Annotated in this window: 27 protein-coding genes; 26 read left to right on the top strand and 1 reads right to left on the bottom strand. The window is 65.5% G+C overall.

Annotated elements, in window-relative coordinates:
* Positions 1 to 129: 129 nt before the first annotated feature.
* Positions 130 to 618: a YajQ family cyclic di-GMP-binding protein gene (locus RS83_RS06795; RefSeq protein ID WP_045278762.1), complete on the bottom strand. Its 489-nt coding sequence runs from the start codon at positions 616 to 618 to the stop codon at positions 130 to 132.
* A gap of 71 nt (positions 619 to 689) precedes the next feature.
* Between RS83_RS06795 and RS83_RS06790 the strand changes: the two genes are divergently transcribed.
* The 26 genes from RS83_RS06790 (at position 690) to rpsH (ending at position 17,247) form a co-directional block, all read left to right on the top strand.
* Entirely contained in the window at positions 690 to 1,016 is a 327-nt protein-coding gene (locus tag RS83_RS06790; RefSeq protein ID WP_045278761.1) for a PadR family transcriptional regulator, read from the top strand.
* A 2-nt stretch (positions 1,017 to 1,018) separates the two neighbouring features.
* Positions 1,019 to 1,669 (top strand): HAAS signaling domain-containing protein, encoded by a 651-nt coding sequence (locus RS83_RS06785; protein WP_045278760.1) that lies wholly within the window; start codon positions 1,019 to 1,021, stop codon positions 1,667 to 1,669.
* A gap of 65 nt (positions 1,670 to 1,734) precedes the next feature.
* Complete coding sequence (locus tag RS83_RS18730) at positions 1,735 to 1,887, top strand: hypothetical protein (protein ID WP_156153139.1); 153 nt, start codon at positions 1,735 to 1,737, stop codon at positions 1,885 to 1,887.
* 112 nt (positions 1,888 to 1,999) lie between these two features.
* Positions 2,000 to 2,992, top strand: coding sequence for a hypothetical protein (locus RS83_RS06780; protein ID WP_045278759.1), 993 nt, complete (start codon positions 2,000 to 2,002; stop codon positions 2,990 to 2,992).
* Positions 2,993 to 3,000: 8 nt separating this feature from the next.
* Positions 3,001 to 3,492, top strand: a complete 492-nt coding sequence (locus RS83_RS06775) for a hypothetical protein (RefSeq protein WP_045278758.1) — start codon at positions 3,001 to 3,003, stop codon at positions 3,490 to 3,492.
* A 61-nt stretch (positions 3,493 to 3,553) separates the two neighbouring features.
* Positions 3,554 to 4,201: a hypothetical protein gene (locus RS83_RS06770; RefSeq protein ID WP_045278879.1), complete on the top strand. Its 648-nt coding sequence runs from the start codon at positions 3,554 to 3,556 to the stop codon at positions 4,199 to 4,201.
* 214 nt (positions 4,202 to 4,415) lie between these two features.
* Positions 4,416 to 4,784, top strand: coding sequence for a 30S ribosomal protein S12 (rpsL, locus tag RS83_RS06765; protein WP_028502478.1), 369 nt, complete (start codon positions 4,416 to 4,418; stop codon positions 4,782 to 4,784).
* 5 nt (positions 4,785 to 4,789) lie between these two features.
* A complete protein-coding gene (gene rpsG / locus RS83_RS06760) occupies positions 4,790 to 5,263 on the top strand; it encodes a 30S ribosomal protein S7 (RefSeq protein ID WP_045278757.1) in 474 nt (157 codons plus the stop codon).
* Between the two features lie 84 nt (positions 5,264 to 5,347).
* A complete protein-coding gene (fusA, locus tag RS83_RS06755; protein ID WP_045278756.1) occupies positions 5,348 to 7,462 on the top strand; it encodes an elongation factor G in 2,115 nt (704 codons plus the stop codon).
* A gap of 149 nt (positions 7,463 to 7,611) precedes the next feature.
* Entirely contained in the window at positions 7,612 to 8,802 is a 1,191-nt protein-coding gene (gene tuf, locus RS83_RS06750) for an elongation factor Tu (RefSeq protein WP_045278755.1), read from the top strand.
* A gap of 182 nt (positions 8,803 to 8,984) precedes the next feature.
* Entirely contained in the window at positions 8,985 to 9,197 is a 213-nt protein-coding gene (locus tag RS83_RS06745; protein ID WP_045278754.1) for a hypothetical protein, read from the top strand.
* 837 nt (positions 9,198 to 10,034) lie between these two features.
* On the top strand, positions 10,035 to 10,343 hold the full coding sequence (gene rpsJ / locus RS83_RS06740) for a 30S ribosomal protein S10 (protein ID WP_030147986.1): 309 nt from the start codon (positions 10,035 to 10,037) through the stop codon (positions 10,341 to 10,343).
* Between the two features lie 8 nt (positions 10,344 to 10,351).
* Positions 10,352 to 11,011 (top strand): 50S ribosomal protein L3, encoded by a 660-nt coding sequence (gene rplC, locus RS83_RS06735; protein ID WP_045278753.1) that lies wholly within the window; start codon positions 10,352 to 10,354, stop codon positions 11,009 to 11,011.
* 2 nt (positions 11,012 to 11,013) lie between these two features.
* Positions 11,014 to 11,676 (top strand): 50S ribosomal protein L4, encoded by a 663-nt coding sequence (gene rplD, locus RS83_RS06730; RefSeq protein ID WP_021201122.1) that lies wholly within the window; start codon positions 11,014 to 11,016, stop codon positions 11,674 to 11,676.
* On the top strand, positions 11,673 to 11,996 hold the full coding sequence (gene rplW, locus RS83_RS06725) for a 50S ribosomal protein L23 (RefSeq protein ID WP_045278752.1): 324 nt from the start codon (positions 11,673 to 11,675) through the stop codon (positions 11,994 to 11,996). The genes rplD and rplW overlap by 4 nt, the downstream gene beginning before the upstream one ends.
* 18 nt (positions 11,997 to 12,014) lie before the next feature.
* Entirely contained in the window at positions 12,015 to 12,854 is an 840-nt protein-coding gene (gene rplB / locus RS83_RS06720) for a 50S ribosomal protein L2 (protein ID WP_045278751.1), read from the top strand.
* Positions 12,855 to 12,866: 12 nt separating this feature from the next.
* Positions 12,867 to 13,148, top strand: coding sequence for a 30S ribosomal protein S19 (gene rpsS / locus RS83_RS06715; RefSeq protein ID WP_045278750.1), 282 nt, complete (start codon positions 12,867 to 12,869; stop codon positions 13,146 to 13,148).
* Positions 13,149 to 13,172: 24 nt separating this feature from the next.
* Positions 13,173 to 13,571: a 50S ribosomal protein L22 gene (gene rplV / locus RS83_RS06710; RefSeq protein ID WP_045278749.1), complete on the top strand. Its 399-nt coding sequence runs from the start codon at positions 13,173 to 13,175 to the stop codon at positions 13,569 to 13,571.
* Positions 13,571 to 14,326, top strand: a complete 756-nt coding sequence (gene rpsC / locus RS83_RS06705) for a 30S ribosomal protein S3 (protein ID WP_017201587.1) — start codon at positions 13,571 to 13,573, stop codon at positions 14,324 to 14,326. Before rplV ends, rpsC begins: the two co-directional genes overlap by 1 nt.
* Positions 14,326 to 14,745, top strand: a complete 420-nt coding sequence (gene rplP / locus RS83_RS06700; RefSeq protein ID WP_045278748.1) for a 50S ribosomal protein L16 — start codon at positions 14,326 to 14,328, stop codon at positions 14,743 to 14,745. Before rpsC ends, rplP begins: the two co-directional genes overlap by 1 nt.
* Positions 14,745 to 15,062, top strand: coding sequence for a 50S ribosomal protein L29 (gene rpmC, locus RS83_RS19180; RefSeq protein WP_045278747.1), 318 nt, complete (start codon positions 14,745 to 14,747; stop codon positions 15,060 to 15,062). Before rplP ends, rpmC begins: the two co-directional genes overlap by 1 nt.
* Entirely contained in the window at positions 15,062 to 15,379 is a 318-nt protein-coding gene (rpsQ, locus tag RS83_RS06690; protein WP_052678923.1) for a 30S ribosomal protein S17, read from the top strand. Before rpmC ends, rpsQ begins: the two co-directional genes overlap by 1 nt.
* On the top strand, positions 15,376 to 15,744 hold the full coding sequence (gene rplN / locus RS83_RS06685; RefSeq protein WP_045278746.1) for a 50S ribosomal protein L14: 369 nt from the start codon (positions 15,376 to 15,378) through the stop codon (positions 15,742 to 15,744). Before rpsQ ends, rplN begins: the two co-directional genes overlap by 4 nt.
* Before the next feature lie 2 nt (positions 15,745 to 15,746).
* Positions 15,747 to 16,106: a 50S ribosomal protein L24 gene (gene rplX / locus RS83_RS06680; protein ID WP_045278745.1), complete on the top strand. Its 360-nt coding sequence runs from the start codon at positions 15,747 to 15,749 to the stop codon at positions 16,104 to 16,106.
* On the top strand, positions 16,106 to 16,696 hold the full coding sequence (gene rplE, locus RS83_RS06675) for a 50S ribosomal protein L5 (protein WP_045278744.1): 591 nt from the start codon (positions 16,106 to 16,108) through the stop codon (positions 16,694 to 16,696). The genes rplX and rplE overlap by 1 nt, the downstream gene beginning before the upstream one ends.
* Positions 16,697 to 16,848: 152 nt before the next feature.
* Positions 16,849 to 17,247: a 30S ribosomal protein S8 gene (gene rpsH, locus RS83_RS06670; RefSeq protein ID WP_045278743.1), complete on the top strand. Its 399-nt coding sequence runs from the start codon at positions 16,849 to 16,851 to the stop codon at positions 17,245 to 17,247.
* Positions 17,248 to 17,250: the final 3 nt, after the last annotated feature.

The following is a 17,250-nucleotide window of genomic DNA, read 5'->3' as shown; positions in this document are numbered from 1 at the left end:
GGCACCGATATACCGATATCCAATCCGCGCAGCCCCTGAAAGTGGGGGAGAGGCAGCCGGCAGAGCGAAGAAAGACCCCCGCTCACCCAGAGGGGGAGCGGGGGTCGGATGCTGCAGCCGACGCGGGCGTCAGCGGTAGTTGATGAACTGCAGGTCGACGTCGAGATCGGAGCCCTTGAGGAGCGAGATCACGGCCTGGAGGTCGTCGCGGCTCTTGGACTGCACGCGCAGCTCATCGCCCTGGATCTGGCTCTTCACGCCCTTGGGGCCCTCGTCGCGGATGATCTTGTTGATCTTCTTCGCGTTCTCCGAGGAGATCCCGTCCTTGATCGTCGAGACGATCCGGAATTCCTTGCCGCTCGCGAAGGGGTCGCCGGACTCGAGGCTCTTGAGCGAGATGCCGCGCTTGATGAGCTTCGACTGGAACACGTCGAGCACCGCCTTCGCGCGCTCCTCGGAGCCCGCGATGATGAGCACGCTCTCGCCGCTCCATGCGATCGAGGCGCCGGTGCCCTTGAAGTCGTAGCGCTGCTCGATCTCCTTGCGGGCCTGGTTCAGGGCGTTCTCGGCCTCCTGGTGGTCGACTTTCGAGACGATGTCAAAGGAACTGTCAGCCATACAGGCAGTGTACCGAGGTCGTCGCAGATGGGCGATGGCACTAGCGTGCGTCGCATGCTAGCTTGTGATGCATGACAGTCGACATCGGGGCGCAGATGCGCAAGGGAGTCGTCGAGTACTGCGTGCTCGGCCTCCTGGCGCGCGAGCCGATGTACGGCTGGCAGCTCGCGGAGGAGCTCACCGGCGTCGGCCTCATCGCCAGCATCGGCACGCTGTATCCGCTGCTCGGACGCCTTCGAGACAACGGCTGGGTCAGCACCTTCGACCGACCGTCGGAGAGCGGACCCGTTCGCCGGTACTACCGACTGACGGATGCCGGCACCGAGCAGCTCGAGCGCTTCCGCGCGCAGTGGAGTCCGTTCGCCCGTGTGGTCACGGGCATCGTCGGAGAGGGATGAACATGACCGAGAACGCCGCTCAGGAATTGCGCGAGAACTACCTCTCGCGGCTCGACGACGCCATGCGGCAACTGCCGCACGGCGTCGCCACCGAGATCCGTGCCGGAATCGAGGAGGAACTCCAGGGGCTCGACGCCTCCGCGACGGCGGAGCGCATCGCCAGGCTCGGCGACCCTGCGGGGATCGCGCGTGGAGCACAGGAGGAGACCCCTGGCGCGCAGGCGTTCGTGACGCCCGCGCAGGCCGCAGTGCCGCCGACGTCGCGCGGTCCCGTCACGGCGACGCGGGGATTCGCGATCACCGCGGCGCTCACGCTGGGCTTCGGTGGCTTCCTGGTGCCGGTGGTCGGCTGGTTCGTCGGCGTCGTCCTCGTGTCGCTGAGCGCACTCTGGAAGACCTGGGAGAAGGTCGTCGCGATCCTCGTGCCGTTCGTCGTGACCGGGCTGTCGTTCCTCGTCGTCTCGACGATGAGCGGGTTCTCATCCGGTGCGTCCAGCGGCAGCTCCTCTGGCACAGGCCCAGAGAGCCCGGCTGCCAACCCGCTGGTGCCCGGCATCGGAGAGTGGCACGTGCTGATCCTCCTCGGGTTCCTGCTCATCCCGGCATCCGGTCTCTGGCTGCTCTGGCGGCTTCGCGGGCGCGCCGCTCGCTGAGCTCGACGCGATTCCTCTCGGCGTTGCTTCCGGCCGGTCGCGATGCGCCGTCGTACCGTAGTCGCATGGCGCGGGTCGGTGGTCGCAACCTCACGATGAGCTGGATCGCAGGGATCTTCTGCGCCGGCATCGTGGGTGCGCTGCTGTGGCTCTCGCTCCCGATGCTGCCGGTGCTCGCGGAACTCGCGGGCGACACCCTGCGGAGCATCCTTCCCTGACGCCGGGAACCCGTGATCCGGCGGTCCGACGACACGTCGGCACGCCTCCCTGAGCGCCCCGTTCCCCGGCGGTATCCTCGCACTGCACACTTCCGATGAGAGGCGCACCCACATGAGTGACCCCGACGTTCCCCAGTCCGAGCAGCCGAAAGACGTCGACGACGTCGTCGGCAGCGCGAACGCCGGTCTCGACGCCGCCGCCGCGGCAGGTGCCGACATCCCCGGTGCCTCTGCGCAGCCGGCGGCCGATGCGTCGGTCGACCCCGACCTCGCGGCCTTCGAAGCAGCCGAGCGCGACCACCCCGGAACCTTCCAGCCTCCGGCGGCTCCCGCCGCGCCCCCGCGCGTCACCACGGATGCCGACGAGACCGCGGTCGTGTCGACGCCCGCCGTCGACCGCGAGGAGACCACCCCGTTCTCGTACCGCGATGAGGAGCCGACGGTCGCGGACACCGCGTACTCGCATTCCTACGCGGATGACGAGACGCGAGTCCTGCCGTCCGAGCCCCTGGTCGCCGCAGCTGCGACGCCGCTCGTCCCGCAGCCGATCTTCGTCCAGGCTCCCGAGCCTCCTCGTGATCGCGGCAACCGCGGGACCGCGGGAGCGATCGGACTCCTCGCGACCCTCGTGTTCGCGCTGCTCTACCTCGGCACCACGATCGGGCTCGGTGCCCTCGCAGGCGACGTGACCGGCGAGAACATCGGCACCGCGGCGGTCGCACCGCTGACCACCTGGGGTTTCTGGACCCCGGTCGTCGTGTTCTTCCTCGGCTTCTGGTTCCTCGGTGCGATCATCAACCGCGGACGCTGGGGCCTGTGGGTCGTCTTCGGCATCATCGTCGGCGCGATCGCCTACGGCGGCCACATCCTCGGTCAGGTGTTCGAGGCCCGGTTCTGGACCATCAGCCCCTCGGCCGGACTCGAGCTCGTCGGCGAGCAGCTGCTCGCCCCGCTCGCGATCGCGGCCTTCGTGTTCGCCCGCGAGCTGACGATCTGGTTCGGCGCCTGGGTCGCCCGCAGCGGCGCACGCAAGACCGAGCTGAACGCCGAGGCGCAGCGGGAGTACGAGCGCACGCTCGAAGCCGGCCCCACGCTGGCGCGCTGATCGCAGACATGACGACACCGAACCCCCGCGGACCCGAGTCCGCGGGGGTTTCGCTGCCTCTGGCGCTGGTCCTCGCCACCATCGGTTTCTTCGCCCTCGCCGTGTTCGGACTCGGGGCGGTCAGCGTCATGACCGACGCCGACATCATCTCGGTCCAGGGGCTCGGCCAGGCGCCCGGAGTCATCGGGATGATCGTCGCGCTGCTGGCGTTCGCCGTGACGCTGTGGTCAGCGCTGCGCCGGGATCGCCCGTCGTACGTCTCGGCGGCGTCGATCGCGCTCGTCTCGGCTCTCGCGCACCTGATCGCGGTCTGGATGGCTGCGTTGATCGCGACCGGCGGATTCGTCACCGCCACTGCCGTCGCCGGCGACCTCGTGCGCGGCGGGGCGAGCGCGGTGCTCCTGCTCGCAGCCGCCATCGCCGGTTGGGCGGGTGTCGCACTCCGTCGCACGCGTTCGCGGCGTCCGCAATGGCCGTGGGAGCGCGACGACGAGGAGTGACGCCCCGCCGATGGGCGTGGAAATCGGCGCACTGCGGCGCGACGCGCCGTACGCTGTTCCTGTGGAGCGCTCGTTGGAGACGCAGGTCGACCAGGCCGTCGAGGCCTGGCTCCGTTGGGTGCCCCGCTGGGAGCCGGCCACGCATCGCGGCAGGGTCGCCCCATGCCGTCGCTGCCTCGGCTCGCCGATCCTCTCGGCTGCCGGCATCGGGGCCAACGTCCCGCATGGCGTGCAGCACGGACTGTCGACGCGCATCAAGACGATCGTCGATCACGCGGTCGCCGAGTACACGGCGCGCAACCTCCCCACGTTGCAGGGCGAGCTGGATCAGCAGTCGGCTCGCAACCGCGCGCGCGGCTATCGCCCGACCGAGAACCTCGACCCCGAGTTCGACGGGCTCCCGCTCGATCCGGAGCCGGTCGCCGGTGCGCCGTTCCTCTTCACGATCGCCGGGCTCGCCGATGACGCGGCCGCAGAACTGCCACCGCTCCCACCGCTGAGCGACGAGGCGAAGGCGGCCCTCCGTCAGGAGGTCGGGTTGGCTGACGAGTACGCCAACATGGTCGGGCGCGAGGTCTGCGGGCTGCTGCTGCGTCACCGGATCTTCATCCAGGCAGCCATCTCCCAGCATGTCGAGCCGCAGATCGAAGCGCTGCTGGCTGAGCTGACGCAGTCGCTGGACTCGCCGTTCGACCCGGACCGCCCCTGAGGGGCGAGGCCGGCATCCATTTGACCGCCGCGTGACGCGCCACTACACTTGGTCAGGTGTGTGCACGTCTTGACGTGCGCACCGGGCGCCGGCACCTTGCCGGTCCGCCTCCACGGCATACCCACCACACACAAAGCGCGTCGATTCCGGCGTGCGGTGGGGCATGATGTGAAACCCATCACGCTGTCACCGTGCAGCACTATGAGGAGAGAACGTGCCAACCATTCAGCAGTTGGTTCGCAAGGGTCGCTCGCCGAAGGTCACCAAGACCAAGACGCCAGCCCTGAAGTCGAACCCGCAGCAGGCCGGGGTCTGCACCCGCGTCTACACCACCACCCCGAAGAAGCCGAACTCGGCGATGCGCAAGGTCGCTCGTGTGAAGCTCCGCAACGGCACCGAGGTCACCGCGTACATCCCCGGTGAGGGCCACAACCTGCAGGAGCACTCGCTGGTGCTCGTCCGCGGCGGTCGTGTGAAGGACCTCCCCGGTGTGCGTTACAAGATCGTCCGTGGCGCCCTGGACACCCAGGCAGTCAAGAACCGTAAGCAGGCTCGTTCCCGCTACGGCGCGAAGAAGGGTTGAGTTAGATGCCTCGTAAGGGTCCCGCCCCCAAGCGCCCCGTGGTCAACGACCCGGTATACGGCGCTCCCATCGTCACCTCGCTGGTGAACAAGATCCTCGTCGACGGCAAGAAGTCGATCGCCGAGTCGATCGTCTACGGCGCCCTCCGCGGCGTCGAGGCGAAGAACGGCGGCCAGGACGCCGTCGCCACCCTGAAGAAGGCGCTCGACAACGTGCGCCCGACTCTCGAGGTCCGCAGCCGCCGCGTCGGTGGCTCGACCTACCAGGTTCCGATCGAGGTCAAGCCGCACCGTGCGAACACCCTCGCGCTGCGCTGGCTCGTGAGCTACGCCAAGGGTCGTCGTGAGAAGACGATGACCGAGCGTCTCCAGAACGAGATCCTGGACGCGTCGAACGGCCTGGGTGCCGCGGTCAAGCGCCGTGAAGACACGCACAAGATGGCCGAGTCGAACCGCGCGTTCGCTCACTACCGCTGGTAAACAGCTTCGCCTGCCCCCGGCCACTCGCCGGGGGCAGGCACCCCCTCTTCGCAGTACGACTGCACGAAAGATAAGGACACTCCTGTGGCACAAGACGTGCTCACCGACCTGAGCAAGGTCCGCAACATCGGCATCATGGCGCACATCGATGCCGGCAAGACGACGACGACCGAGCGCATCCTGTTCTACACGGGCGTCAACCACAAGCTCGGCGAGACGCACGATGGCGCCTCGACCACTGACTGGATGGAACAGGAGAAGGAGCGCGGCATCACGATCACGTCTGCCGCCGTGACCTGCTACTGGAACAAGAACCAGATCAACATCATCGACACCCCCGGTCACGTGGACTTCACGGTCGAGGTGGAGCGCTCGCTCCGCGTTCTCGACGGTGCTGTCGCCGTGTTCGACGGCAAGGAGGGCGTCGAGCCCCAGTCCGAGACCGTGTGGCGTCAGGCCGACAAGTACAACGTGCCCCGCATCTGCTTCGTCAACAAGATGGACAAGCTCGGCGCGGACTTCTACTTCACGGTCGACACGATCATCAACCGCCTCGGTGCCAAGCCGCTGGTCATCCAGCTGCCGATCGGTGCGGAGAACGACTTCCTCGGTGTCATCGACCTCGTCGAGATGCGTGCACTCGTCTGGGCCGGAGACTCGAAGGGTGACGTCACCATGGGCGCCTCCTACGAGGTCCAGGAGATCCCGGCCGACCTCAAGGAGAAGGCTGACGAGTACCGTCAGACCCTCCTCGAGACCGTCGCCGAGACCGACGACGCGCTGCTCGAGAAGTTCTTCGGTGGCGAGGAGCTCACGGTCGCCGAGATCAAGGGCGCGATCCGCAAGCTGACCGTCGCTTCCGAGATCTACCCGGTCCTCTGCGGCTCGGCCTTCAAGAACCGTGGTGTGCAGCCGATGCTGGACGCTGTCGTCGACTACCTGCCGAACCCGCTCGACGTGGGCTCCATCGAGGCGCACGACCCCAAGGACTACGACACGATCATCGAGCGTCACCCCGACGCGAAGGACCCGTTCGCGGCCCTCGCGTTCAAGGTCGCCGTGCACCCGTTCTTCGGTCGTCTGACCTACGTCCGTGTCTACTCGGGACACCTCGACTCCGGCGCTGCGGTCATCAACTCGACCAAGGGCAAGAAGGAGCGCATCGGGAAGATCTTCCAGATGCACGCCAACAAGGAGATCCCTGTCGCCTCGGTCACCGCCGGCAACATCTACGCGGTCATCGGTCTGAAGGACACCACCACCGGTGACACCCTGACCGACCCCGCCGCCCCGGTCGTCCTCGAGTCGATGACGTTCCCGGAGCCGGTCATCGAGGTCGCCATCGAGCCGAAGACCAAGGCCGACCAGGAGAAGCTGGGTGTCGCCATCCAGAAGCTCGCTGAGGAGGACCCGACCTTCCGCACGGAGCTCAACCCCGAGACCGGTCAGACGACCATCAAGGGCATGGGCGAGCTGCACCTCGACATCCTCGTGGACCGCATGAAGCGCGAGTTCAACGTCGAGGCCAACGTCGGCAAGCCGCAGGTGGCGTACCGCGAGACGATCAAGAAGGCCGTCGAGAAGTACGACTACACCCACAAGAAGCAGACGGGTGGATCGGGTCAGTTCGCGAAGATCCAGTTCAACATCGAGCCGCTCGACCTCGACGGCGAGAAGACCTACGAGTTCGTGAACGCCGTCACCGGTGGTCGCATCCCTCGTGAGTACATCGGCTCGATCGATGCCGGTTTCCAGGACGGCATGAACGTCGGCGTGCTCGCCGGCTACCCGATCGTCGGCGTGAAGGCGACCATCGTCGATGGCGCGGCTCACGACGTCGACTCCTCGGAGATGGCGTTCAAGATCGCAGGGTCGATGGGCTTCAAGGAAGCGCTTCGTCGGGCGAACCCCGTGCTCCTCGAGCCGCTCATGGCGGTCGAGGTGCGTACTCCTGAGGAGTACATGGGCGACGTCATCGGTGACCTGAACTCGCGTCGCGGCCAGATCCAGTCCATGGAGGATGCCGCAGGCGTCAAGGTCGTCCGTGCACACGTCCCGCTGTCCGAGATGTTCGGCTACATCGGCGACCTGCGCTCGAAGACCTCGGGTCGCGCCGTCTACTCGATGGAGTTCAACAGCTACGCTGAGGTTCCCCGCGCTGTGGCCGACGAGATCGTCCAGAAGAACCAGGGCGAGTAATCGTCCTTCTGAGAGCCGGGTTCCGGCCCGGCTCTCAGGTCCCCTACAACTTCACATTCCCTCTCTACTAAACTGAGATTCACACCCGTAGAGAACCGGTCGCAAACCAGTGCCCGGCACCCTCTACATGACGTCCTGAGGAGGACCCAGTGGCTAAGGCCAAGTTCGAGCGGACCAAGCCGCACGTCAACATCGGAACCATCGGTCACGTTGACCACGGCAAGACCACGCTCTCCGCAGCGATCTCGAAGGTGCTTGCTGACAAGTTCCCGTCTGACACCAACGTGCAGCGCGACTTCGCTTCCATCGACTCGGCGCCGGAAGAGCGCCAGCGTGGTATCACCATCAACATCTCGCACATCGAGTACGAGACCCCGAAGCGCCACTACGCGCACGTTGACGCCCCCGGCCACGCCGACTACGTCAAGAACATGATCACCGGTGCGGCTCAGATGGACGGCGCGATCCTCGTGGTCGCCGCCACCGACGGCCCGATGGCTCAGACGCGTGAGCACGTGCTGCTCGCCAAGCAGGTCGGCGTGCCGTACCTGCTGGTCGCGCTGAACAAGTCCGACATGGTCGACGACGAGGAGATCCTGGAGCTCGTCGAGCTCGAGGTCTCCGAGCTGCTCGCATCGCAGGGCTTCGCCGAGGACGCTCCGGTCGTCCGCGTCTCCGCTCTCAAGGCCCTCGAGGGCGACGAGAAGTGGACGCAGTCGATCCTCGACCTCATGGAGGCCGTCGACAACAACGTTCCCGACCCCGTGCGCGACAAGGACAAGCCGTTCCTGATGCCCGTCGAGGACGTCTTCACGATCACCGGTCGTGGAACCGTCGTCACCGGCCGCGCCGAGCGTGGCACGCTGGCCATCAACTCCGAGGTCGAGATCGTCGGACTGCGTCCGACCGTCAAGACCACGGTCACGGGTATCGAGATGTTCCACAAGCAGCTCGACGAGGCATGGGCCGGCGAGAACTGCGGTCTCCTGCTCCGTGGCACGAAGCGTGAGGACGTCGAGCGCGGTCAGGTCATCGTCAAGCCGGGTTCGGTCACGCCGCACACGGACTTCGCTGGCACCGCGTACATCCTTTCCAAGGATGAGGGTGGGCGTCACAACCCGTTCTACACGAACTACCGCCCGCAGTTCTACTTCCGCACCACCGACGTCACCGGCGTCATCACGCTGCCCGAGGGCACCGAGATGGTCATGCCCGGCGACACCACCGACGTGACGGTCGAGCTGATCCAGCCGATCGCCATGGAGGAGGGCCTCGGCTTCGCCATCCGTGAGGGTGGACGCACCGTCGGCGCCGGTACGGTCACGAAGATCATCAAGTAAGCATCTGCTTCCTCGCAGCGGGGTCGGACCTTCGGGTCCGGCCCCGCTGTCGTTTTATCCGGAGACCGCTCGGACACGGCGCGTCGCATTCCCGGCCAGGGGTTCCGTTCACCGCCGACGCCATGCACAATGAGGGTGATCGGCCGAACGGTCGTCAGCACACACCTCTGAAGGGGAACACCATGGGTATCGAGGACGCCGTCAACAAGGGCAAGGATCTCTTCGAGCAGAACAAGGACAAGATCGCCGAGGCCGTCAAGAGCGAGCAGGCGGAGGACATCAGCGACAAGGTCCTCGACGGCGTGGCCGACTTCGCGAAGAAGATCGCCCCGGGTGCTGCCGACAAGATCGACGAGATCCGTGACTCCGCCGACAAGGCGGTCGGCAACGAGTAGCTCTCGTCCGCAGTCCACGACGGCGGTCCGCTCAACCGAGCGGGCCGCCGTTCTGTGTGCGCAGTGGGAATCCCGCGCGTGAAGGTCGCATCGGCCTCGACGAACCCGTAGACTGTCGGATGACCGCCTGGGGATCTTGCGGTCGGGAATGTCGAAGGGGTTCGACATTCCGAAACACGCGGTTGTCCGCGTTCAAACTGGGGAATGACGATCTTGGGGATCATCGTACGACGCGCGCACGCTCTGTGCCTCAGCGTCTCCCTGCCTGCGCGGCGAGAGTCTCTCCGCCGCGCCCTCGGTCGAGGATCCTGGCGTCCCTTCACGCCGGATTCCTCGCGTTCGGTGTGCCCCCTCGCACTGAACGCCCTCCCCAAGCGGGGCGAGGCATGGGGATGCCTCGCCCCGCTATCTCCCGTGATCTGACCTGATCGGGGCGTCACCGGCACCTCGTGGACGAGGCGCGACACGCCCGGGTTTGCAGAAGTGAAATCGGTCGTGGCAGAATAGACAGGTTCGACATTCCGGTGTGCGTCATGCGCGCTGGATCACTGCCAGGGCAGTGCATAGACGGCGCATCCTCCGGGAAGGCGCAGGGTTCTAGGCCGCGGGTAGCAGAACATCCCCGACAACCTTCATATCGAGGGCTTCGCCATGCGTGGTGAAGGGTCGGCATCCTGCAGGTCGAAAGGCGTGCGGGCTGATACAAGAACAGTGGTGCAGCAGATCGACTCGCGAGAGCCGTTCGAGTGCCGAGGCGCGAACAGCGCCGACGTGCGTCCAATGCCCCTGGGTCACCCGGCCCAGGTCGGTACGACGCTTATAGAGAGTGAGCAGACAATGGCGGGACAGAAAATCCGCATTCGCCTGAAGTCGTATGACCACGAGGTCATCGACTCGTCGGCACGCAAGATCGTCGACACCGTGACCCGTGCGGGCGCGACCGTCGTCGGCCCCGTGCCGCTTCCGACCGAGAAGAACGTCGTGTGCGTCATCCGGTCGCCCCACAAGTACAAGGACAGCCGCGAGCACTTCGAGATGCGCACCCACAAGCGTCTGATCGACATCGTCGACCCGACGCCCAAGGCCGTCGACTCGCTGATGCGTCTCGACCTCCCGGCCGACGTCAACATCGAGATCAAGCTCTGAGGATCGACATGGCTGACATCAACGCAAAGATTTCCAAGGGCATGCTGGGCACGAAGCTCGGCATGACCCAGGTGTGGAACGAGAGCGGCAAGCTCATCCCCGTCACCGTCATCGAACTCGCACCGAACGTGGTCACCCAGGTTCGTACCCCCGAGAAGGACGGCTACAACGCCGTGCAGATCGCGTACGGCCAGATCGACCCCCGCAAGGTGAACAAGCCCCTCTCGGCTCACTTCGAGGCTGCCGGCGTCACGCCGCGTCGCCACGTGACCGAGATCCGCACCGCGGATGCTGCTGACTACTCACTCGGTCAGGAGCTCACGGTCGACGGCACGTTCGAAGCCGGTCAGCTCGTCGACGTCGTCGGCACGAGCAAGGGCAAGGGCTTCGCCGGTGTCATGAAGCGTCACAACTTCAAGGGCGTCTCGGCATCGCACGGTTCGCACCGCAACCACCGCAAGCCCGGCTCCATCGGCGCATCGTCGACCCCGAGCCGCGTCTTCAAGGGCATGCGCATGGCCGGCCGTATGGGCGGCGAGCGCGTGACCGTCCTCAACCTCACGGTGCACGCCGTCGACATCGAGAAGGGTCTGCTGCTCGTCAAGGGCGCCGTCCCCGGTGCTCGTGGCCGCATCGTCTATGTCCGCAACGCAGTGAAGGGTGCCTGAACATGGCTGACTCCACTCTCGCGCTCGACGTCCTGAAGGCAGACGGCAAGAAGGCAGGCTCCATCGAGCTTCCCGCCGCCCTGTTCGACGCCAAGACGAACATCCCGCTCATCCACCAGGTCGTCGTCGCGCAGCTCGCGGCGGCACGCCAGGGAACGCACTCGACCAAGCGTCGTGGCGAGGTCTCCGGTGCCGGCCGCAAGCCCTTCAAGCAGAAGGGCACGGGTAACGCCCGTCAGGGTTCCATCCGCGCGCCGCACATGACCGGTGGTGGCATCGTCCACGGACCGAAGCCGCGCGACTACTCGCAGCGCACCCCCAAGAAGATGATCGCCGCCGCCCTCCTGGGCGCGCTCAGCGACCGCTTCCGTGGTGACCGCATCCACGCCATCGAGTCCTTCGGGATCGACGGCACGCCTTCCACGAAGACCGCGGTGAACTTCCTCACCAACGTCGTCTCGTCGAAGAACGTGCTCGTCGTCATCGAGCGCAACGATGACGTGACGCTGAAGAGCATCCGCAACCTGTCGAACCTGCACGTGCTGACGTTCGACCAGCTCAACGCCTACGACGTGCTCGTCTCCGACGACATCGTCTTCACCCAGGCCGCGCTCGAGGGCTTCATCGCCTCCAAGTCCGGCGCCAACCAGGAGGTCTCCGCATGAGCGAGCAGGCATCTGTTCTCCAGACGGCCCTGAACAAGGACCCGCGCGACGTCATCCTGAAGCCGGTCGTGTCTGAGAAGAGCTACGGGCTCATCGATGAAGGCAAGTACACCTTCCTCGTCGACCCCCGCGCTTCGAAGACCGAGATCAAGCTCGCCATCGAGAAGATCTTCGGCGTCAAGGTCGCTGGGGTCAACACCCTCAACCGCGTCGGCAAGTCTCGCCGCACCCGCTTCGGCACCGGCAAGCGCAAGGACACCAAGCGCGCCATCGTCACCCTGAAGTCGGGCACCATCGACATCTTCACGGCAATCGGCTGATCGGGGATAAGGACAATCATGGCTATTCGCAAGTACAAGCCCACGACCCCGGGCCGTCGCGGCTCGTCGGTGGCTGACTTCGCCGAGATCACTCGATCGACGCCGGAGAAGTCGCTGCTGCGCCCGCTCTCGAAGACCGGTGGTCGCAACAACCAGGGCCGCATCACGACCCGTCACATCGGTGGTGGCCACAAGCGCCAGTACCGTGTCATCGACTTCCGTCGCAATGACAAGGACGGCGTCGACGCTCGGGTCGCTCACATCGAGTACGACCCCAACCGCACCGCGCGCATCGCGCTGCTGCACTACTTCGACGGCGAGAAGCGCTACATCCTCGCGCCGGCGAAGCTGAAGCAGGGCGACGTCGTCGAGTCGGGCGCCGGGGCTGACATCAAGCCGGGAAACAACCTCCCGCTGAAGAACATCCCCACCGGTACCGTCATCCACGCGATCGAGCTCCGCCCCGGTGGCGGCGCGAAGATGGCACGTTCGGCCGGAGCATCCGTCCGTCTCGTCGCCAAGGACGGCCCCTACGCCCAGCTGCGTCTGCCCTCGGGCGAGATCCGCAACGTCGATGCGCGCTGCCGCGCGACCATCGGCGAGGTCGGCAACGCCGAGCAGTCGAACATCAACTGGGGTAAGGCCGGCCGCATGCGCTGGAAGGGCGTCCGCCCGACCGTGCGTGGTGTCGCGATGAACCCGGTCGACCACCCCCACGGTGGTGGTGAGGGTAAGACCTCCGGTGGACGTCACCCCGTTTCCCCTTGGGGTCAGGCTGAGGGTCGTACCCGCCACGCCAACAAGGAAAGCGACAAGTACATCGTGCGTCGTCGTAACGCCGGCAAGAAGCGCAAGTAGGAGTAAGAGAAGATGCCTCGCAGTCTTAAGAAGGGCCCCTTCGTCGACGAGCACCTGCTTCGCAAGGTGATCGGTCAGAACGAAAAGGGCACGAAGAACGTCATCAAGACCTGGTCTCGCCGGTCCATGATCATCCCGGCCATGCTGGGTCACACGATCGCGGTCCACGACGGTCGCAAGCACATCCCCGTGTTTGTCTCCGAGACCATGGTCGGCCACAAGCTGGGCGAGTTCGCGCCCACCCGCACCTTCCGCGGCCACGAGAAGGACGACAAGAAGGGTCGCCGGCGCTAACGCGCTGGCGTAGAGGAGAGAGAAATGGTGGAGTCCATCGCACGCGTGCGACACATCCGCGTGACCCCTCAGAAGGCTCGTCGTGTCGTCGCGCTCATCAAGGGCAAGCAGGCCCAGGAGGCTCTGGCGATCTTGAAGTTCGCACAGCAGAGCGCCAGTGAGCCGATCTACAAGCTTGTCGCGTCGGCCATGGCCAACGCACAGGTCAAGGCGGATCGTGACGGCGAGTACCTCGACGAGCAGGACCTGTACGTAGCGAATGCCTACGTCGACGAGGGCACGACGCTCAAGCGTTTCCAGCCCCGTGCACAGGGTCGCGCTTTCCAGATCAAGAAGCGCACGAGCCACATCACGGTCGTGCTCTCGACGCCTGAGGCTGCTCCGGCCGCCACGGGCGACAGCAACAAGAAGGCGAGCAAGTAATGGGACAGAAGGTAAACCCGTACGGCTTCCGTCTCGGTATCACCACGGACCACGTGTCGCGCTGGTTCTCGGACTCGACGAAGCCCGGTCAGCGTTACGCCGACTACGTCGCCGAGGACATCAAGATCCGCAACCTGCTGAAGACGCAGCTCGACCGCGCCGGTGTCTCGAACATCGAGATCGAGCGCACCCGTGACCGCGTCCGCGTCGACATCCACACCGCCCGTCCGGGCATCGTGATCGGTCGTCGTGGCGCCGAGGCCGAGCGCATCCGCGGCGACCTCGAGAAGCTCTCGGGCAAGCAGATCCAGCTGAACATCCTCGAGGTCAAGAACCCCGAGGCTGACGCTCAGCTCGTCGCACAGGGCATCGCCGAGCAGCTCTCTGCTCGTGTGGCGTTCCGTCGTGCGATGCGCAAGGGTCTCCAGGGCGCGCAGCGCGCTGGCGCCAAGGGCATCCGCATCCAGGTCTCCGGCCGCCTCGGCGGCGCTGAGATGAGCCGTTCGGAGTTCTACCGCGAGGGTCGTGTGCCGCTGCACACGCTGCGCGCGAACATCGACTACGGCTTCTACGAGGCGAAGACCACCTTCGGCCGTATCGGTGTGAAGGTCTGGATCTACAAGGGCGACCTGACCGCAAAGGAGCTCGCTCGCGAGCAGGCCAATGCACCCAAGGCCCGTCGTGACGACCGTGGTGGCGACCGCCGCCGCGCGCCGCGCAACGAGGCACCTGTCGCAGAAGGAGCGTCGGCATAATGCTCATCCCCCGTAAGGTCAAGTTCCGCAAGCAGCACCACCCGGGTCGCTCGGGTCAGGCGACCGGTGGCACGAAGGTCTCCTTCGGCGAGTTCGGCATCCAGGCGCTCACGCCTGCGTATGTCACGAACCGTCAGATCGAGTCCGCTCGTATCGCGGTCACCCGTCACATCAAGCGTGGCGGCAAGGTGTGGATCAACATCTACCCCGACCGTCCCCTCACGAAGAAGCCTGCTGAAACCCGCATGGGTTCCGGTAAGGGTTCCCCCGAGTGGTGGGTCGCCAACGTCAAGCCGGGTCGCGTCCTCTTCGAGGTCGGCGGTGTGAGCGAAGAGCTCGCCCGCGAAGCACTGACCCGTGCAATTCACAAGCTGCCTCTCAAGGCACGCATCATCAAGCGCGAGGAGGGCGACGCGTAATGGCGATCGGCACCAAGGAGCTCGCTCCGGCAGAGCTCGACACGTTCGAAGACCAGCGCCTCGTTGAGGAGCTGCGTAAGGCCAAGGAGGAGCTGTTCAACCTCCGTTTCCAGTCGGCCACCGGCCAGCTGGAGAGCCACGGCCGCATCCGCGCCGTCAAGCGCGACATCGCGCGTCTCTACACCGTGATCCGCGAACGCGAGCTGGGCATCCGTGCGACGCCCGCTCCGGTCGAGGTCCCGGCGAAGAAGGCGACCAAGTCGAAGGCGAAGAAGGCGGACTCCGCTGACGACGCCGTGAAGGAAGAGGCTGAGTGATGGCCACCAAGAAGGAAGCCGCCGTCGAGGCTGAGCACGCTGCTCACGATGTGCGCGATGTGGATGCCCGTGGGTACCGCAAGTCGCGTCGTGGCTATGTCGTCAGCGACAAGATGGACAAGACCATCGTGGTCGAGGTCGAGGACCGCGTGAAGCACCCGCTTTACGGCAAGGTCATCCGCCGCACCTCGAAGGTCAAGGCGCACGATGAGACCAACTCCGCCGGTATCGGCGACCTGGTCGTCATCAACGAGACCCGCCCGCTGAGCGCCACGAAGCGCTGGCGTCTGGTGGAGATTGTGGAGAAGGCCAAGTGATCCAGCAGGAATCCCGACTCAAGGTCGCCGACAACACCGGCGCCAAGGAGCTCCTCACCATCCGCGTGCTCGGTGGCTCGAAGCGCCGCTACGCGGGCCTCGGTGACACCATCGTCGCGACCGTCAAGGACGCGATCCCCGGTGGGAACGTCAAGAAGGGCGACGTCGTCAAGGCGGTCATCGTCCGTACCAAGAAGGAGACGCGCCGTCCCGACGGCTCGTACATCAAGTTCGACGAGAACGCCGCCGTGATCCTGAAGAACGACGGGGAGCCTCGCGGCACCCGTATCTTCGGACCGGTCGGCCGTGAGCTTCGCGACAAGAAGTTCATGAAGATCGTCTCGCTGGCGCCGGAGGTCATTTAATCATGGCGAAGATCAAGAAGGGTGACCTGGTTCAGGTCATCACCGGAGCCACGCATGAGCGTGGCGGCGACCGCGGGAAGCAGGGCAAGGTCCTCGAGATCCTTGCCGAGAAGAACCGCGTCATCGTTGAGGGCGTGAACTACGTCACCAAGCACACCCGCGTCGGACAGACGCAGCGTGGCACCAAGACGGGCGGCATCGAGACTGTCGAGGCCTCCATCCACATTTCGAACGTCGCACTCGTCGACCCTTCGACCAAGAAGCCGACCAAGGTCGGCCACCGGGTCGAGGAGCAGGTGAAGGACGGCGTGAAGCGCAACGTCCGCGTGCGCTTCGCGAAGAAGTCAGGTAAGGACCTCTGATGGCAACCACCGACGCCGCGGTGGCTGGCAAGATCCAGCCCCGCCTGAAGGCGAAGTACAACGCTGAGATCAAGAAGGCGATGCAGGAAGAGTTCGGTTACGCGAACGTCATGCAGATCCCCGGACTGGTCAAGGTCGTCGTGAACACCGGTGTCGGCGAGGCAGCTCGCGACAGCAAGGTGATCGATGGTGCGGTCGACGACCTCACCAAGATCACCGGCCAGAAGCCGATCGTCACGAAGGCTCGCAAGTCCATCGCGCAGTTCAAGCTGCGTGAGGGCCAGGCCATCGGCGCGCACGTCACCCTCCGTGGTGACCGCGCGTGGGAGTTCGTCGACCGCCTCGTCTCGCTCGCTCTGCCCCGTATCCGCGACTTCCGCGGCCTCTCGGGCAAGCAGTTCGACGGCAACGGCAACTACACCTTCGGTCTCCAGGAGCAGAGCGTGTTCCACGAGATCGATCAGGACAAGATCGACCGGGTTCGCGGTTTCGACATCACTGTCGTCACCACCGCGAAGACGGATGACGAGGGTCGGGCACTGCTCCGTCACCTCGGCTTCCCGTTCCGCTCGGAAGACGCGCAGGCGTAACCCTTCGACAGGCTCAGAGACCTTCCGGTTTCTGAGCCTGTCGTTCGGTCACTGAGCATGTCGAAGTGGCCGTACAATTGAAGATTGCGTGTCATCGCAGGCCGTCTGTCGTGTAACGGCAGCCGGAACCTCATGAACAAAGGAAAACAACAATGACAATGACAGACCCGGTCGCAGATCTGCTGACCCGTCTGCGCAACGCGAACTCGGCGCACCACGATTCCGTGACCCTGCCGTCGAGCAAGCTGAAGACGCACATCGCCGACATCCTCAAGCAGGAGGGCTACATCGCCGGCTGGGAGACCTCTGACGCTCGCGTCGGGAAGAACCTGACGCTGACGCTGAAGTACGGCCCGAACCGCGAGCGCTCCATCGCCGGCATCAAGCGTGTCTCGAAGCCCGGCCTCCGCGTGTACGCGAAGTCCACCGAGCTCCCCACGGTCCTCGGCGGTCTCGGCGTGGCCATCCTGTCCACCTCCTCCGGTCTTCTCACCGACCGTCAGGCAGAGCAGAAGGGCGTGGGCGGAGAAGTTCTCGCCTACGTGTGGTAATCC

Source organism: Microbacterium oxydans (genome assembly GCF_000956525.1).
Taxonomy (GTDB): domain Bacteria; phylum Actinomycetota; class Actinomycetes; order Actinomycetales; family Microbacteriaceae; genus Microbacterium; species Microbacterium oxydans_A.
The sequence above is the reverse complement of the archived record's forward strand: the minus strand, read 5'-3'. Positions and strand labels throughout refer to the sequence as shown.

Coding starts and splice junctions, on each gene's coding strand:
- RS83_RS06795 (WP_045278762.1), bottom strand. CDS start 618: ATGGCTGACAGTTCCTTTGACATCGTCTCGAAAGTCGACCACCAGGAG.
- RS83_RS06790 (WP_045278761.1), top strand. CDS start 690: ATGACAGTCGACATCGGGGCGCAGATGCGCAAGGGAGTCGTCGAGTAC.
- RS83_RS06785 (WP_045278760.1), top strand. CDS start 1,019: ATGACCGAGAACGCCGCTCAGGAATTGCGCGAGAACTACCTCTCGCGG.
- RS83_RS18730 (WP_156153139.1), top strand. CDS start 1,735: ATGGCGCGGGTCGGTGGTCGCAACCTCACGATGAGCTGGATCGCAGGG.
- RS83_RS06780 (WP_045278759.1), top strand. CDS start 2,000: ATGAGTGACCCCGACGTTCCCCAGTCCGAGCAGCCGAAAGACGTCGAC.
- RS83_RS06775 (WP_045278758.1), top strand. CDS start 3,001: ATGACGACACCGAACCCCCGCGGACCCGAGTCCGCGGGGGTTTCGCTG.
- rpsG (WP_045278757.1), top strand. CDS start 4,790: ATGCCTCGTAAGGGTCCCGCCCCCAAGCGCCCCGTGGTCAACGACCCG.
- RS83_RS06745 (WP_045278754.1), top strand. CDS start 8,985: ATGGGTATCGAGGACGCCGTCAACAAGGGCAAGGATCTCTTCGAGCAG.
- rpsJ (WP_030147986.1), top strand. CDS start 10,035: ATGGCGGGACAGAAAATCCGCATTCGCCTGAAGTCGTATGACCACGAG.
- rplC (WP_045278753.1), top strand. CDS start 10,352: ATGGCTGACATCAACGCAAAGATTTCCAAGGGCATGCTGGGCACGAAG.
- rplD (WP_021201122.1), top strand. CDS start 11,014: ATGGCTGACTCCACTCTCGCGCTCGACGTCCTGAAGGCAGACGGCAAG.
- rplW (WP_045278752.1), top strand. CDS start 11,673: ATGAGCGAGCAGGCATCTGTTCTCCAGACGGCCCTGAACAAGGACCCG.
- rplB (WP_045278751.1), top strand. CDS start 12,015: ATGGCTATTCGCAAGTACAAGCCCACGACCCCGGGCCGTCGCGGCTCG.
- rpsS (WP_045278750.1), top strand. CDS start 12,867: ATGCCTCGCAGTCTTAAGAAGGGCCCCTTCGTCGACGAGCACCTGCTT.
- rplV (WP_045278749.1), top strand. CDS start 13,173: ATGGTGGAGTCCATCGCACGCGTGCGACACATCCGCGTGACCCCTCAG.
- rpsC (WP_017201587.1), top strand. CDS start 13,571: ATGGGACAGAAGGTAAACCCGTACGGCTTCCGTCTCGGTATCACCACG.
- rplP (WP_045278748.1), top strand. CDS start 14,326: ATGCTCATCCCCCGTAAGGTCAAGTTCCGCAAGCAGCACCACCCGGGT.
- rpmC (WP_045278747.1), top strand. CDS start 14,745: ATGGCGATCGGCACCAAGGAGCTCGCTCCGGCAGAGCTCGACACGTTC.
- rpsQ (WP_052678923.1), top strand. CDS start 15,062: ATGGCCACCAAGAAGGAAGCCGCCGTCGAGGCTGAGCACGCTGCTCAC.
- rplX (WP_045278745.1), top strand. CDS start 15,747: ATGGCGAAGATCAAGAAGGGTGACCTGGTTCAGGTCATCACCGGAGCC.
- rplE (WP_045278744.1), top strand. CDS start 16,106: ATGGCAACCACCGACGCCGCGGTGGCTGGCAAGATCCAGCCCCGCCTG.
- rpsH (WP_045278743.1), top strand. CDS start 16,849: ATGACAATGACAGACCCGGTCGCAGATCTGCTGACCCGTCTGCGCAAC.